Raw genomic sequence first — 14,202 nt, 5'->3', positions numbered from 1 at the left:
CGACCCGGACGCGACCGTGCCCGCCGGATCGGTCCGGCGGGCACGGGATACGAGGCAAGAGGTACGAGGTACGAGGTACGAGGTACGAGGAACACGGTCCGGTGGTGGCTCCGGGCCGGAGCCACCACCGCGGGTCTTCGCTACTCGGTCAGGCGGGCCGGGGCGCCCGCGGCCTTCTTGCCCTTGAACCCGATGTCCTGGTAGCGCGGCGTCCCGAAACCGAAGGCGCCGACGTTCACGAGCTTCTTGTCGACCGCGACCAGCTGCGGGCGCTGGTAGAGCGGAATCGAACCGGCGGCGGCCCAGATCCGGGCGTCCGCCTGCTTCATCAGGTCGCGCGAGGCCTTCTCGTCCAGGGTCGCGACGGCCCGGTCGAAGAGCTGGTCGATGTAGTCGGTGCCGACCCGGGTGTAGTTCTGCTCGACGACCAGCGATCCGTCCGATGCCGGTACGGGCTTGGCGAAGATCGGGCGGCCGTCCGTCGCGGGGTAGGCGCTGGCCGGCCACGAGTACAGGGCCAGGTCGTACGCGCCGGAGGCGATGTGGTCCGTGAAGTAGCTCGCGTCGGAGACCTTGGTGATCACCGTGGAGATGCCGACGGAGTCGAGCATCGCCGCGATCTTCTCGCCGACCTTGCGCAGGGCCGCCGACTCGGTGCCCGCGGGGAGCACGAACCGGAGGCTCAGCGTCTTTCCGTCCTTGCCGATCCGGCTGCGTACGGCCGCGTGCCGGGCGGGTGCGGCGGGCCGCGCCGGGGCGGCGGTGCCCACGGGCGCGTACAGGCCGGGGGCTCCCCCGGCCTTGCGGTCCCGGAGGGACACCTGGGCGGCGGAGTCGTCGTCGCCCGGCTTGCCGTCGTCCCCGACGATGTAGCGCCCGGCGTTCCCGGAGTCGGCCTTCTCGTCGGCGGCGGCCTTGTCGGCGCTGTTCGTCCCGGTGGCGGTCGTCCCGGTGGCGGCCTTGTCGGTGTCCGTCTTCGAGGCGTCCGCGTCCGTCTCCGCGTCCTCCGAGGCCGAGGCGGATGCCTTCGCCCCGGTCTTCGTCTCGGCCTCACTGCCGGCCTCGGTGCCCTTGGGCTTCCGGGCGCCACCACCCGGGGTCCAGCCCGCGTCCGCGAGCAGGGCCAGGGCCTCCGCGGTGTCCTGGTCGCCGATGGCTCCGCTGCTGTCCGTGTAGCCGGGCTGGCCGAGCATGGCGAGGTGACTGCCGAGCGGCTCGGAGGGCAGTCCCAGTGGCTTCAGGACGGAGTCGGCGATCTCCTGGCGGTCGATCGCGCGGGCCACCGCCCGGCGCACCCGTTCGTCGGCCAGCGGGCCGGACTCCCCGTTGAGCGCCAGCTGTGTGTAGGCGGGCTCCAGGGATTTGCGTACGACGTAGGAGCGCAGGCCCGACTGCTCGGCCTCGTACGCCTCGATCGCCTCCTTGGTCTTCTCCCTGGCCGCCTGCGCGATCTCGGCGGCCTCCTCGTCCGAGCCGTGCGCGAGCGCCCAGGAGCGCAGGGCGGCGGCGGGGGTGAGGTCGGCCTGGGGGCCGTGGGTGAGCGGGCGGCCGTTGCGGCCGTCGTCGTGGGCGGCGAGGCGGATGCGCTCCGCGTCGTGCCCGGCGATGTCGGCCACGTCCACCGTGCCCGCGGCGAGCGCCTCGCCCCGGTCCTTGGGGGCGACCGCCCGGAAGACGATCTTCTCCAGCTTCGCCGTGTCGCCCCACCAGCGGGGGTCGCGGACGACGGTGACGGTCTTGGCGTCCTTGTCCACGGAGCGGAGCTTGAACGGTCCGGCGGTGTTCTTCAGGGTGGCGCGGGCGCCGTCGTTGAAGGAGTCCGGGGAGCCCATGACCTCCTTGGGGTACAGCGGCGAGAAGAGCGAGCGCCAGTCGCCGTACGGCTTCGAGAAGGTGACCCGGACCTGGAGGTCGTCGTGGCCGCGTTCGATCTTCTCGATCCGTTCGTACCCGGCGTTGCGCGCGGTCCAGTACGCGGAGTCCTTGCCGCTCAGCGCCCGCCACTGGGCGACGAAGTCCGGGGCGCCGATCTCGCGGCCGTCGCTCCACACCGCGCGCTGGTTGAGCTTGTAGAGGACGACCTGCTTCGGTTCCCGGTCGATGACCTTCGCGGACTCCAGGTAGTCCGGGTTGGGCTTCGGCTGTCCCGCCGCGTCGAGCGGGAAGAGGTTCGGCAGGAGCGCGCCGGTGATCCGGGTGGTGGAGTTGTCCGCGTCCGCCTGGAAGGTGTTGAGGGTGGCGGGCACCGCGTCGACGGCCCAGTTCAGGGTGGATCCCTGGGCGATCGCGCCGCGGGCGGCCGGGGCGATGTCCTGCGGGACGCCGACGACCGCCTTCTCGTCTCCGGAGCCGCAGCCGGCCAGCGCCGGGATGGTGAGTACACCCGCGGTGAACAGCGCGAGGGTGCGGCGCTTGCGGGCGGTCCCGCGCGGGACGCCGACGTGGGACATGGCTGATACCTCCGGGGCCGGAACGGACCACCCCGTACCGGAATGGACCGGATGACAGTTACCTGACGATCTGATGGCATTAGCGGTTGATCACACCGCTGGCACCTCCCCACTGAAAGCGCCTGCGCGCGTGGGGCGTCACCGACACGTCGGCCGGCCGGGAAAGCTCACCCGCGCGGAGGTAGCGGGGTGCTCCGTCCGGGCCCCGCCCGCCGTCCGGGCCTGGTCCGCCGCGGCAGCCGTCCGGGCCTCGTCCGCCCCGCCCGCCGTCCGGGGCTCACCCGCCGCAGCCGCCCCGGCCGCCGCCGGGCTCCGGACGCAGCCGTGCCCCGGGTCCGGCGTTTCGCCGGTCCGGGGCACGGAGGGGGTTCGCACCGGCCGTACGCGGGAGGAGACGCGTACCGCCGGGGTGCGGGAGGGATCAGCCGAGGAGCTTGATGATCTCCGCGGTGGTGGCGGTCTCGCCGAGGCGCGGGAAGATCTTCTCGACGGAGTTGGCGTGCGAGTCGGCGTCCATGTCGCTGATCGCGTCGGTCACGACGGTGACGTTGTAGCCGTACTCGCTGGCGAAGCGGGCGGTGGACTCGACACCGATGCTGGTGGCGACACCGAGCAGCACGATCTGGGTGATGCCGCGGCGGCGGAGCTGGAGGTCCAGGTCGGTGCCGTAGAAGGCGCCCCACTGCTGCTTGGTGACGACGATGTCGCTGTCCTGGCGGCCGAGGCCGGGGACCAGGTCGGCCCAGTCGGCCGGCGGCCGGCCGCCGCCGTGGCCGGCCTCGGTGCGGCCCGGGGCACCGCCGGTGACGCGGACCAGCACGACCGGCAGGTCCTTGGCGCGGAAGGCCTCGGAGAGCTCGGCGGCCTTGGCGACGATCTCCTCGCCCGAGTGGATGATCGGGAGGTCCAGGATGCCCTTCTGCAGGTCGATGACGACGAGCGCGGTCTTCGCGTCGAGGGTGGTGGCGGTCATGGGACGTACTCCTTGCTGTGTGGTCCGGCCCGTTGGTACGGGGCCGGGGCGGTGCGGTCTTTCAGGGGGTGCGGGGGTGCGGTCTTCAGTGGGGCTGCGGGGCGCGCAGCGCCCGGTCGGTGAGGGTCAGGCCGATCAGCAATACCCCGAGCCCGGCGGCGATCCACGCCATGAGGTGCAGACCGGCGTCGGTGGCGGCCTGGCCGTAGGCGAGGGCGATCATGCTGGAGGCGGTGATCGCGCCGATGTACTGCGCGGTGCGCTGGAGCCCGGCCGCCGAACCGATGGACTCGGCCGGGGCGAACTGGGCGACCGCCGCCTGGTTGCTCGTACCGATCAGCCCCTGCGGGATGCCGAAGCAGGCGCCCGCGAGCAGGAGCAGGACGAGCGGGGAGTCTCCGGAGAGGAAGACCAGGACCACCGACCCGACGGTGAGCAGCAGGCAGGCCAGCGTGAGCGGCCCCCGGATGCCCTTCGTACGGGCTCCGAGGAGCGAGCAGGCGAGGGCGGCGATCGACATCGGGAGCATCAGCAGTCCGGTCTCGCCGGAGGAGAACCCGCGGACCTCTTCGAGCCACTGCGTCAGTCCGTACATCACGCAGTAGACGAGCAGGTAGCCGAGGCCGTGCCGCAGGTACGTGCGGGTGAGCGCGCCGTTGGAGGCGAGCACCCGCAGGTCGATGAAGGGCTTGGGGGTCCGCAGCTGCCAGCGGATCAGCACGGCGCCGACCACCACGAAGGGCAGCAGCAGCCACCAGTTCGGGTGGGCCAGGTCGAGCAGGAAGAAGGCGAGCAGCGTGAGGGCGGTGGAGAAGAGGCCGATACCGAGCGGGTCGATGTCGGTCTTCGGACGGCTGCCGTCCGCGGCGAGCACCCGGGGCCGGTCGGCCGGGATCCACCGGAGCGCGGTGACGAGCGCGATCAGCGCGACGGGCACGTTGACCGCGAAGATGCCCCGCCAGCCGACGAGCATCACCAGCACGCCGCCGAGGGTCGGGCCGACGGCGGTGCTGCCGACCGCGGCGAACGAGAGCCGGGCGAGGACCGGGCGCGGCGGGGTTCGGCCGACCCGGAGGCCCTCGTGGCGGAGGATCGACATCGAGGCCGGGTAGGCGGCGGCGCTGCCGATGCCCAGCAGCAGCCGGGAGACGAGCAGCCAGGTGAAGGAGAGGGCGAAGGCGCCGACCAGCCCGGAGACCAGGACCACGACCAGCCCGGCGACGAAGACCCGGCGCGGGCCGATGGAGTCGGCGAGCTTGCCGAGTACCGGCTGCGCGACGGCGCTGGTGAGGTAGAGGACGGAGATCAGCCAGGCGGTACCGGCCGCGCCGACGGAGTAGCTGTGCCCGATCGAGACCAGGGCGGTCGAGATCATGGTGGTGTTGAGCGGGTTGACCAGCGAGCCGATCAGCAGGGGCGCCGTGAGGCGGCCCCCGAAGCCGGGCCGCTCGGGGGCCGGGGACGCGCTGCCCGCGCTCTTGGCCGGGGCGGCGGGACCGGTGGTTCCGGTCGCCGCCGGGGGTATGAGCGGCGGGGTCGCGGCCTCCGTGCCGCGCGCGGCGCTCACTGCTCCACCAGCCGGTTGAGGAGGGTGACGGCCGCGGCGACGGTCTGCCGCTCGGACTCGTCCATCTCCGCGCCGAGCGCCTCGGCCAGCCAGTCGTGCTTGGCCGCCCGGACACCGGCGAGGGTGGCCCGGCCGGCCTCGTTGACGGAGACGAGCGACTTGCGCCCGTCCTCGGGGTCGGGGGCCCGGTCGACCAGTTCCTGGCTCTCCAGCGCGGCGAGCGTCAACCGCATGGACTGGGGGCGTACGTACTCCGCCCGCGCGAGGGCCGCCGTGGTGGCGGGCCCGTCGCTCTCCAGCCGGGCCAGCACGGACCGCTGCGACGGGGTGAGCAGGCTCTCCGCGGACTCGGTACGCAGCTTGCGGAGCAGCCGGCTCACCACCGCCGCGAGCCGCACGGCCACCACGTCCGGAGCGGGATCGTCCGCAGGGGGCGTGGCCGGCCGTGTGGCTGAGGTTTCGGTCGTATCGGGCATTTCTCCACCGTAGAAGATGGGTAGACCATCTTGCAAGTTTGCCTGTCTATTCTGCCCCGAGGTCGGCGGGAATCCACCACCCCCCGAACGACGGCCGCGCGCATGCCGCACCGGCGCCGGTCGGGCCCGGCCGGGTGCATGCCGCACGGCGCCGACCGGCCGCACCCCCTCTTCGGGTGATGTCCGGAACGTCACCTTGTGCCTCCGCACCCCCGCGATCTAGGGTGAATGCGCTTTCATCGCGCGTTTTCCGATCATGCACGTTCCGACCGTGCGGGTTCCCGTCGTGCGCGGTGGCGGCATCAGGAGCAGGCAGCCGGCGCACGCTTCGGGCATGTGGCCGCGCACGAAGAAGCGGACGGTCCCGGTCGAGTGAGTGCCCCCACGGTGTACGACGTCGCGGAACGATCCGGCGTCTCCATCGCCACGGTCTCCCGTGTGTACCGCACCCCGGACTCGGTCCGGCCCCAGACCCGGGAGCGGGTCCTGGCGGCGGCCCGGGAGCTGGGTTACGTACCCAGCGGAAACGCCCGGGGCCTGGCCAGCCGCACCACGGGCGTCCTCGGGCTCTGCTTCCCCGACTACGCCGACCCGGACGCCGAGACGGCGGCGGCGCTCAGCGACGGCGACGACGACAACGCCGTGATGCTCTACTCCGACCAGATCATCCGGGGCATGGAACGGGCCGCCCGCCGGCACGGCTACGCCCTGCTGATCGCCGCCTCCCTGGACGGCGGACCGGAGAGCCTGGTGGCGAAGGTCGCGGGACGGGTCGACGGCTTCGCCGTCCTCGCGCGGACCGTGCCGACCGAGGACCTCGACGTCATCTCGCGCCGCCTCCCGGTCGTGATGCTCGCCGGCCCCCGCGAGATAGACCACCTCGACCACGTGGAGGTCGCCAACCGGGACGGCGAACGCGAACTCGCCCGGCACCTCATCGACGACCACGGGCTGCGCCGCCTGGTCTTCGTCGGCGGTGAGGCGGACTCCCCCGACGCGGAGGCCCGGTTCGACGGCTTCCGGCAGGCGTGCCGGGAGGCCGGGCTGCCCGTACCGGACCAGCCCGAGCTGCGCACCGCGATGATGACCCAGGCGGAGGGCGCCCGCGCCGCCGAGGCGCTGCTCGACCGCGCGGACGAGGCCGGAACCGTCCGGCCCGAGGCGATGCTCTTCGCCAACGACCAGATGGCCGTGGGGGCCCTCCAGGCGCTGGAACGCCGGGGCGTGCGGGTGCCGCAGGACATCGCGGTGACCGGCTTCGACGGCATCCCGCTGAGCCGTCTCGTGCGCCCCACCCTGACCACGGTCCGCCAGCCCATCCGGCGGCTCGGCGAAGAGGCGGCGGAGCTGCTGGTGCGACGCCTCGGCGACCGCGACCGCGACCCGGTCTCGGTGGAGCTCCCGGTGGCCCTGGCCCGCCGGGAGAGCTGCGGCTGCGGCTGACGCGTGGTGCGGAAGTCCCGCCTCTCCGGCGACGACGCCTGCATGCACACTTTGGCGGGACCGTCGCCGGGGAAGGCGGGGGACGGCCCCCGCCCCGCCCGCGCCCCCGCCCGCCGCCAGGAGGACGCCAAGCCGGTGGACGGGTGCCACGGCGGCTGCGGTCCACCCGGTCTGGAGCCTGGCCCTGCCCGCCGGCCTCACGCCGATGGGCGTCAGCCGGCCCGCGGGCCGCGTCCGCCGGGGCCGCTGACGCGCACCCTCGCGCGCTTCCCGGCCGCGCCGCACCTCACCGCCCGAGGTGCTCGCCGAAGAACCGTGCCCGGTGCGCGCGCAGCTCCCGGACCTCCTCCGCGATGCCCCGGTACGCGAAGTGCCCCGCGGTCAGCACCTTCAGCTCCCGCGCCCCGGCCAGCGCGTTGTACACGGCGAACTGGCCCGGCGGCGGTACGGCGGGGTCGAACAGGGCCGCCGCGACCAGGGTCGGCAGGGTCAGCCGGGTGGCGGCCGTCGCCGCGTCGAAGTACGCCAGCACCTCGGTGACTTCGGGGTGTTCCCGGTGGTGGGCGCGGACCGCCTCGCCGCTGCCGGTGCACGGGAGCGTGAGGCGCAGCGGGTGGTTGCCGAAGGTCGGCACGGTGAGCTGGGCGGCGCCGAACCGCGCGTCCCAGGGCAGCGCGAGGGCGCCGAGCCCGCCGCCGAAGCTCTCGCCGAGGTAGCCGAGGCGCGGGGCTCCCGGCAGCTCCAGCTCGGGGGCGAGCGTGAGCAGCGCGGAGGCGGCGCACCAGAGGTCGGCCACGCAGTCGCCGATGACGTACGTGTCGCGGGCGCCGATACCGGTGAGGACGTGCGCGTCCGCGGTGTCCGGGATGCCCGGGACGCGTCCCCGGGTGCCCATCCCGCGTACGCAGGGCAGGATCGCCGCGGCCCCGGGCAGCGGGAGCGGCAGGTCCGGGCCGGGCCGGTCGCGCCCGCCGTAGCCGTGTCCGACGACGAAGCCGTACCGGGCCGCGCCACGGGCGCCGGCGCCCCCGGGCGGGGACGTGCCGTCCGGGAGGGCGACCCAGCCGCCCAGCCGTACCCCGCCCACCGAGGTGTACGTCATCCCGTGGACGCGTACGCCGTCCCGCTCCTCCTCCACCGGGCCGAGCTCCGGCGCCGTGTCGACCTCCCGGGCTTCCGCGTACCGGCCGCGCCAGAACGCGTCGAAGCCCTCGGGGGCGGCGGGGGCGGGGACGCCCGACAGACTCTCGCGGGTGTGGCCGTGGCGCGGGTCGAAGGGGAACGCGTGGGCAAGTGAGGGCATACGCACGACAGTAACGACCCCTCCGGCCGGGCCGGGTACCTCCCCAAGCCTGACGAATCGGTCACACCAGTTCATCTTTCACATACCTGGCACTTACCGTTCCAAAGGCACCTTCCGCATGTCCGGGACTTTGCCGGAATGTGACGCAGAACCCTCTTGCGGATTTCTGAACGTGTGTCGCACAGTGATGTATGCGCTTACAGGCAGCGCATACATTCGGATTGCTCAAGGAGGAGCCCTCCATGCCCCGCACCGCCAGAATCACCGTCTCCGCCGGGATAGCGGCCGCTCTCGCCTTCGGCATCACCGCCTGCGGCGGCTCGGGTGGCGACTCCGTCGCCGCCGACAAGAAGCAGACGCTGACCGTCTGGGCCATGGGTGCCGAGGGCGAGAAGCTCGCCGACGTCGCCAAGGTCTACGAGAAGGCCCACCCGAACGTCACGGTGAAGGTGACTCCGGTCGGCTGGGACGTCGCCCACCAGAAGCTGGTCTCCGCCGCTGCCGCCGGCACCATGCCGGACGTGGCCCAGATGGGCGGCAGTTACATGGGCGAGTTCTCCGACCTCGGTGTGCTGGAGCCGGTCGACACCAAGACCTTCGACGAGAAGGACTACTTCCCGTCGGGCTGGAGCCAGGGCGAGGTGGACGGCACCGCCTACGGCGTGCCGTGGTACGTCGACACCCGGGTCCTCTACTACCGCACCGACCTGGCGAAGAAGGCCGGCATCACCAAGGCTCCGACCACCTGGAAGGAGATGCAGGCCCTCGCCACCGCGTACCAGAAGGACGCGGGCACCAAGTGGGGCCTCTCCATCCAGCCCAGCGGCCTGGACACGGTGCAGAACTTCTACCCGTTCCTGTACTCGGCCGGCGGCTCGATCATCGACGACAAGGGCAAGGTCGTCATCGACAGCCCCGCCGCCGTCAAGGCGCTGAAGGAGTACGGCTCCTACTTCGACAAGGGCCTCTCCAACAAGTCGGTGCAGCCCGGCTACGACGTGGTGAAGGACTTCGGCAACGGCCGCGTCCCGATGTTCTTCGGCGGTCCGTGGCACGTGACCCTCCTCGACGAGGGCCAGCCGCAGCTGAAGGGCAAGTGGGCCGTGGCGAACGTGCCGGCCGACGCGTCCTCCACCTCGATGGCGGGCGGCTCCTCCCTGGTGATCTCCAAGGACAGTGAGCACAAGGCCGCGGCCACCGAGTTCATCAAGTACCTGACCGGCACCGAGGGCCAGGCCGACTGGTACAAGCGCACCAAGGACCTTCCCGCGAACACCAACGCGTGGACGTCCGGCACCCTCGCCGACGACGCCGACCTCCAGGTCTTCAAGAAGCAGATGGACACCGCCAAGGCGTCCCCGACCCTCTCGAACCTGACGGAGATCACCGACAAGGTCGACCAGGCCATCGCCAAGGTGACCCAGGGCAAGGCATCGGCCGAGGACGCGCTGAAGACCGCGCAGTCCCAGATCGAAAGCCTCGTGAAGTAGGAGCCATGAGCACCGTGACCGGAAAGGCCGCGCAGACGGCCAAGGGACCGCAGGGGCGGGCGACCGCGAAGTCGCCCGCCGCCGGGCCCGGCGCATCGCAGGGCCGTCAGGTCCGCAGGAAGCCGCTGGGGAGGCAGAACGCGGCGGGCTGGCTCTTCTCCACCCCGTTCCTCGTCCTGTTCCTCGTCTTCATGGCCTTCCCGATCCTCGCCACCCTGGTGATGAGCTTCACCGACTTCGGGCTGCGCAACGTGACGCACCCGCTGGACGCGAAGTTCATCGGCTTCGAGAACTACGTCAACCTCTTCGGTGACGACAAGTTCCTGAGGTCTCTGCTCAACACCGGCTACTTCGTGGTCGTCGGTGTGCCGCTGACCATCGGGATCGGCCTGCTCGTCGCCGTACTGCTGAACAACGGCATCGACCGCGCCCGGACGTTCTTCCGGGTGGGCTTCTACGCCCCGGTGGTCACCACCATCGTCGCGGTCGCCGTGGTGTGGCGGTTCGTGCTCGACCCGAGCGACGGCCTGATCTCGGGCCTGTTCTCCGAAGTCGGCCTGACCGGGCCGGACTTCCTCGGGTCCGAGGCGCTCGCCATGCCGTCGATGATCGCCATGGCGGTCTGGCGGAACGTCGGTACGGTCATGGTGCTCTTCATCGCCGGCCTCCAGGCCATCCCGACCGAGGTCCGGGAGGCCGCGCGCCTCGACGGCACGGGTGTCTGGGCGGAGTTCAAGGGCATCACCGTCCCGCTGCTGCGGCCGACGATGCTCTACGCCACGGTCATCACCACCATCGGCTACCTCAACGTCTTCGAGGAGCCGTTCGTGATGACCCAGGGCGGGCCCTCCGACTCGACCCTCACCGTCTCGCTGAACATGTACCGCGAAGGCTTCAACTTCTTCCACATGGGTTACGCCAGTGCCATGGCGTACGTCCTGTTCGTGGTGATCATGGCCATCACGGTGCTCCAGCTCCGACTGCTGAAGGACAACACCAAATGAGCGCCACCAACGCACCCGGCACGCTGCGGACGGCGCCGAAGGAGCAGCGCCCGTCCACGGGCTCCGCGTCCAAGGGCTCCGCGCCGCAGGCGGGGAAGCCGCGCTCGGGCTTCCGTCCCGGCCGCGTCCTCGTCTACGTGCTGCTCTCGGTCGGACTGCTGGTCATGTCCGCGCCGTTCCTCTGGATGGCGCTCTCGTCCTTCAAGACCACGTCCGACCTCTCGGCCAGCCCGCCGGTCTGGATCCCGTCCACCTGGACGCTGGACAACTTCCGCGAGCTGCTCGACAAGCTGGACCTGCCGCTGTACTTCATGAACTCCGTGATCGTGGCGGTGCTGGTCACCGTCTGCAATCTGGTGTTCTGCTCGATGCTCGGCTACGCGCTGGCCAAGCTGAAGTTCGCCGGCCAGAACAAGATCTTCGGCCTGGTGCTGGGCGCGCTGATGGTGCCCGGCAACCTGATGCTGCTGCCGCTCTTCGTCCTGATGAGCAAGCTCGGCCTGATCGACTCGTACGCCGGTCTGGTGCTGCCGTTCGCGGCGGGCGCCTTCGGGGTCTTCCTGATGCGGCAGTTCATGCAGTCGATCCCGGACGAGCTGCTGGAAGCGGCCCGGATGGACGGCGCCGGCGAGTGGTACATCTTCTGGCGCATCGTGATGCCGCTGGTGAAGCCCGCCCTCGCGACCCTGTCGATCTTCACCTTCCTCGGGTCCTGGAACAACTTCGTCTGGCCGCTGATCGCGACCAACGACCCGGACAAGTACACGCTGCCGGTCGCGCTCGCGACCTTCGCCACCGACCCGAACAAGGCCGGCGGATCGAACGGCGTACTGATGGCCGGTGCCTTCCTCGTCGTCCTGCCGGTGCTGATCCTCTTCATCGCCCTGCAGCGCCACTTCACCCAGGGCATCGCCACCGCCGGCATGAAGTAGGGCCGGCCCGCACGTCCGGCCGACCCGGTCCGCGCCCCGCCCGGCGCGGACCCCCCTGACACCTGCACCACCCGCACCACCCCGCACGGGCCGCGCACGGAGAGCCGCGAGCCCGCCCCCTCACGCACCAGAAAGACACTCCGCGATGACGCACACCCCGGTCCAGTTCCCCGAAGGCTTCCTGTGGGGCGCCTCCACCGCCGCCCACCAGATCGAGGGCAACAACACCAACAGCGACTGGTGGGTCAAGGAGCACTCCGCCGGCACCAACATCCAGGAGCCCAGCCTCGACGCGTGTGACAGCTACCACCGCTGGGACGAGGACATGGACCTGCTGGCCTCCCTCGGCTTCACCGACTACCGGTTCTCCATCGAGTGGGCGCGCATCGAGCCGGCCGAGGGCCACTTCTCCCGCGCCGAACTGGCGCACTACCGCCGCATGGTGGAAGGCGCCGTCGCCCGCGGCCTGCGCCCGATGATCACCCTGCACCACTTCACCGTGCCGCAGTGGTTCGAGGCGCGCGGCGGCTGGACGGCCGAGGGTGCCGTCGAGCTGTTCGCCCGGTACGTCTCCGCCTGCGCCCCGGTCATCGCCTCGGACGTCAGCCACGTCTGCACCATCAACGAGCCGAACATGATCGCCGTGATGGCGGGCCTCGCCAAGCGCGGCGAGATCGGCTTCCCGCCGGCCGGTCTGCCCTTCCCCGACGAGGACACCACCGTCGCCGTCATCGCCGCGCACCACGCGGCCGTGAAGGAGGTCCGCGCGATCGACCCGTCGATCAAGGTCGGCTGGTCCGTCGCCAACCAGGTCTACCAGGCCCAGCCCGGCGCCGAGGAGGTCACCGCCGCCTACCGCCAGCCGCGCGAGGACGTCTTCATCGAGGCGGCCCGCGGCGACGACTGGATCGGCGTGCAGTCCTACACCCGTACGAAGATCGGCGCCGACGGCCCGATCCCGGCGCCCGCCGACGTCGAGCGCACCCTCACGCAGTGGGAGTACTACCCGAGCGCGGTCGGCCACGCGCTGCGGCACACCGCCGAGCTGGTCGGCCCCGAGGTCGCGCTGATCGTGACCGAGAACGGCATCGCGACCGACGACGACACCCGCCGCGCCGACTACTACGCCGGTGCGCTGAACGAGGTCGCCGCCGGTCTGGAGGACGGGCTCAACATCCAGGGCTACCTGGCGTGGAGCGCGCTCGACAACTACGAGTGGGGCTCGTTCAAGCCGACCTTCGGCCTGATCGCGGTGAACCTGGAGACCTTCGAGCGCACCGCCCGCGACTCCGCGAAGTGGCTGGGCTCGCTCGGCCGCACCCGCGAACTCCCGCGCCTCGCGGGCTGATCACCGCCGCGGCGACCCGGTGTCCGCCGCGGTCCCTGAACGGGGGAGTTCCTGACCGGCTCCCCACCCGGTGCGGACGGCGGTCCTGACCTGCCGCCGGCCTCCACCGACCCACGCCCCGGCGCGGCCGAAGCCCACACTCCGGCCGCGCCGTCGGCATGTCCGCCCCGCGCCACCGGGATGGCCCGAGCCTGCGACGGGCGGTGCGGTACGGGCAGGCGCGCGCCTGCCGCGATTCCCCCTACCAGGCCCAGCAGGTTGCCCTGCCCGCCCGCGCTCAGGGCCCCTCGGCCCAGTACTGATGGAGCCGGTCCACCGCCTCTTCTTTGGTGAGCCCGGCCACCGTCTCCTCCGCCAGACCAGCTCGGTGGATCAGCAAGTACACCAGCTCGGCAGGCAGAGCTTCCTTCGGCGTTGCCGGGACTCCCCGGTCCGGAAGTCGGCCGTCAAGCACACAGTCCCAGAATTCATCCTCGGAGACGTCAAGTTGATCACGCAGGATGTGCCCCCACATACCCGCGCCATAGACCGTGCGGTCCACCGGATGGGAGACCCTCGTGCGCACGACCCGCGCGTCGTGCAGCGTCAGTTCGTAGGTGAGGTGATGCGTACCCGTACGCCCGCGCGCATCGCGAACCCGCTCCCACTTCTCGACCACACAGAATTTCTCATGGCGCTCACGGTCCGGCTGCGGCCGGTTCACCGGTCCGTTCCGACGAGCCAGGCGGCAAGCTGCTCGTCGTCACTCAGACCGATCAGCTGCACCAAACCCCAGTTGTCACGGTGATTGGGTGCAGTGCTCAGTCGATCCTGCCAGTCCTCGGCGTATTCACGCAGAGCGTCGACCATTTCGCTGATGGCCTCGTCGAAGGTCGCTCCGTCCGCCGCTACGGGGAGCCCCGGAATGAAGATCGACCAACCTCCGGCCTCCGCGACGGCCTGCGCCTTCACTGAGCGGACCAATGACAGATCGTGACGGAGTCGCTCGGCATCGACCACCGCAGCGCGGCCGGAATCCCGGCGCACTGTCGCCACTCGACCCTCGCCTGCCGCATCGAGGAGATCCTTGAAGTGCGTGCGCGCTTCCGTGTAGCTCTCGTAGTGCACTGCGGACATGTCGCCCTCCTCCGGCTTCTCACCAGGATGACGCCACTCGTCAAGTACGTCACGTACGTCACGACCCCACGTACGCGCCCCCGTCCCGCGGTCGGACCAC

The 14,202-nt window shown here is 71.4% G+C and carries 12 protein-coding genes; 5 read left to right on the top strand and 7 right to left on the bottom strand.

Annotated elements, in window-relative coordinates:
• Positions 1 to 140: 140 nt before the first annotated feature.
• The 4 genes from OG599_RS22490 to OG599_RS22475 form a co-directional block, all read right to left on the bottom strand.
• The gene (locus OG599_RS22490) at positions 141 to 2,450 is read right to left on the bottom strand and encodes an ABC transporter family substrate-binding protein (RefSeq protein ID WP_327177777.1); all 2,310 of its coding nucleotides are present in this window, start codon (positions 2,448 to 2,450) and stop codon (positions 141 to 143) included.
• A gap of 421 nt (positions 2,451 to 2,871) precedes the next feature.
• Complete coding sequence (locus tag OG599_RS22485) at positions 2,872 to 3,423, bottom strand: isochorismatase family protein (RefSeq protein WP_327177776.1); 552 nt, start codon at positions 3,421 to 3,423, stop codon at positions 2,872 to 2,874.
• Between the two features lie 85 nt (positions 3,424 to 3,508).
• The gene (locus OG599_RS22480; protein WP_327177775.1) at positions 3,509 to 4,990 is read right to left on the bottom strand and encodes an MFS transporter; all 1,482 of its coding nucleotides are present in this window, start codon (positions 4,988 to 4,990) and stop codon (positions 3,509 to 3,511) included.
• Positions 4,987 to 5,466 carry a MarR family winged helix-turn-helix transcriptional regulator gene (locus OG599_RS22475; RefSeq protein WP_327177774.1) on the bottom strand — a complete coding sequence of 160 codons (480 nt, stop codon included), beginning with the start codon at positions 5,464 to 5,466 and terminating at the stop codon, positions 4,987 to 4,989. Before OG599_RS22475 ends, OG599_RS22480 begins: the two co-directional genes overlap by 4 nt.
• A 372-nt stretch (positions 5,467 to 5,838) precedes the next feature.
• Between OG599_RS22475 and OG599_RS22470 the strand changes: the two genes are divergently transcribed.
• Positions 5,839 to 6,909, top strand: a complete 1,071-nt coding sequence (locus OG599_RS22470; protein WP_327177773.1) for a LacI family DNA-binding transcriptional regulator — start codon at positions 5,839 to 5,841, stop codon at positions 6,907 to 6,909.
• 286 nt (positions 6,910 to 7,195) lie between these two features.
• Here the strand turns inward: OG599_RS22470 and OG599_RS22465 are convergent, their stop codons facing one another.
• Entirely contained in the window at positions 7,196 to 8,212 is a 1,017-nt protein-coding gene (locus tag OG599_RS22465) for an acetylxylan esterase (RefSeq protein WP_327177772.1), read from the bottom strand.
• Between the two features lie 242 nt (positions 8,213 to 8,454).
• Here OG599_RS22465 and OG599_RS22460 point away from each other — a divergent pair, with 242 nt between their 5' ends.
• The 4 genes from OG599_RS22460 (at position 8,455) to OG599_RS22445 (ending at position 12,986) form a co-directional block, all read left to right on the top strand.
• On the top strand, positions 8,455 to 9,702 hold the full coding sequence (locus tag OG599_RS22460; RefSeq protein ID WP_327177771.1) for a sugar ABC transporter substrate-binding protein: 1,248 nt from the start codon (positions 8,455 to 8,457) through the stop codon (positions 9,700 to 9,702).
• 5 nt (positions 9,703 to 9,707) lie between these two features.
• Positions 9,708 to 10,706: a carbohydrate ABC transporter permease gene (locus tag OG599_RS22455; RefSeq protein ID WP_327177770.1), complete on the top strand. Its 999-nt coding sequence runs from the start codon at positions 9,708 to 9,710 to the stop codon at positions 10,704 to 10,706.
• Positions 10,703 to 11,638 carry a carbohydrate ABC transporter permease gene (locus tag OG599_RS22450; RefSeq protein ID WP_327177769.1) on the top strand — a complete coding sequence of 312 codons (936 nt, stop codon included), beginning with the start codon at positions 10,703 to 10,705 and terminating at the stop codon, positions 11,636 to 11,638. The genes OG599_RS22455 and OG599_RS22450 overlap by 4 nt, the downstream gene beginning before the upstream one ends.
• 145 nt (positions 11,639 to 11,783) lie before the next feature.
• Positions 11,784 to 12,986: a glycoside hydrolase family 1 protein gene (locus OG599_RS22445; protein WP_327177768.1), complete on the top strand. Its 1,203-nt coding sequence runs from the start codon at positions 11,784 to 11,786 to the stop codon at positions 12,984 to 12,986.
• Between the two features lie 277 nt (positions 12,987 to 13,263).
• Here OG599_RS22445 and OG599_RS22440 read toward each other — a convergent pair whose 3' ends face one another.
• Positions 13,264 to 13,689, bottom strand: coding sequence for a cytotoxic translational repressor of toxin-antitoxin stability system (locus OG599_RS22440; protein ID WP_327177767.1), 426 nt, complete (start codon positions 13,687 to 13,689; stop codon positions 13,264 to 13,266).
• On the bottom strand, positions 13,686 to 14,102 hold the full coding sequence (locus OG599_RS22435; RefSeq protein ID WP_327177766.1) for a prevent-host-death protein: 417 nt from the start codon (positions 14,100 to 14,102) through the stop codon (positions 13,686 to 13,688). Before OG599_RS22435 ends, OG599_RS22440 begins: the two co-directional genes overlap by 4 nt.
• Positions 14,103 to 14,202 lie beyond the last annotated feature (100 nt).

The sequence above is a fragment of the Streptomyces sp. NBC_01335 genome, assembly GCF_035953295.1.
Lineage (GTDB): Bacteria > Actinomycetota > Actinomycetes > Streptomycetales > Streptomycetaceae > Streptomyces.
The sequence above is the reverse complement of the archived record's forward strand: the minus strand, read 5'-3'. Positions and strand labels throughout refer to the sequence as shown.

Coding starts and splice junctions, on each gene's coding strand:
- OG599_RS22450 (WP_327177769.1), top strand. CDS start 10,703: ATGAGCGCCACCAACGCACCCGGCACGCTGCGGACGGCGCCGAAGGAG.
- OG599_RS22455 (WP_327177770.1), top strand. CDS start 9,708: ATGAGCACCGTGACCGGAAAGGCCGCGCAGACGGCCAAGGGACCGCAG.
- OG599_RS22435 (WP_327177766.1), bottom strand. CDS start 14,102: ATGTCCGCAGTGCACTACGAGAGCTACACGGAAGCGCGCACGCACTTC.
- OG599_RS22490 (WP_327177777.1), bottom strand. CDS start 2,450: ATGTCCCACGTCGGCGTCCCGCGCGGGACCGCCCGCAAGCGCCGCACC.
- OG599_RS22445 (WP_327177768.1), top strand. CDS start 11,784: ATGACGCACACCCCGGTCCAGTTCCCCGAAGGCTTCCTGTGGGGCGCC.
- OG599_RS22460 (WP_327177771.1), top strand. CDS start 8,455: ATGCCCCGCACCGCCAGAATCACCGTCTCCGCCGGGATAGCGGCCGCT.
- OG599_RS22465 (WP_327177772.1), bottom strand. CDS start 8,212: ATGCCCTCACTTGCCCACGCGTTCCCCTTCGACCCGCGCCACGGCCAC.
- OG599_RS22485 (WP_327177776.1), bottom strand. CDS start 3,423: ATGACCGCCACCACCCTCGACGCGAAGACCGCGCTCGTCGTCATCGAC.
- OG599_RS22475 (WP_327177774.1), bottom strand. CDS start 5,466: ATGCCCGATACGACCGAAACCTCAGCCACACGGCCGGCCACGCCCCCT.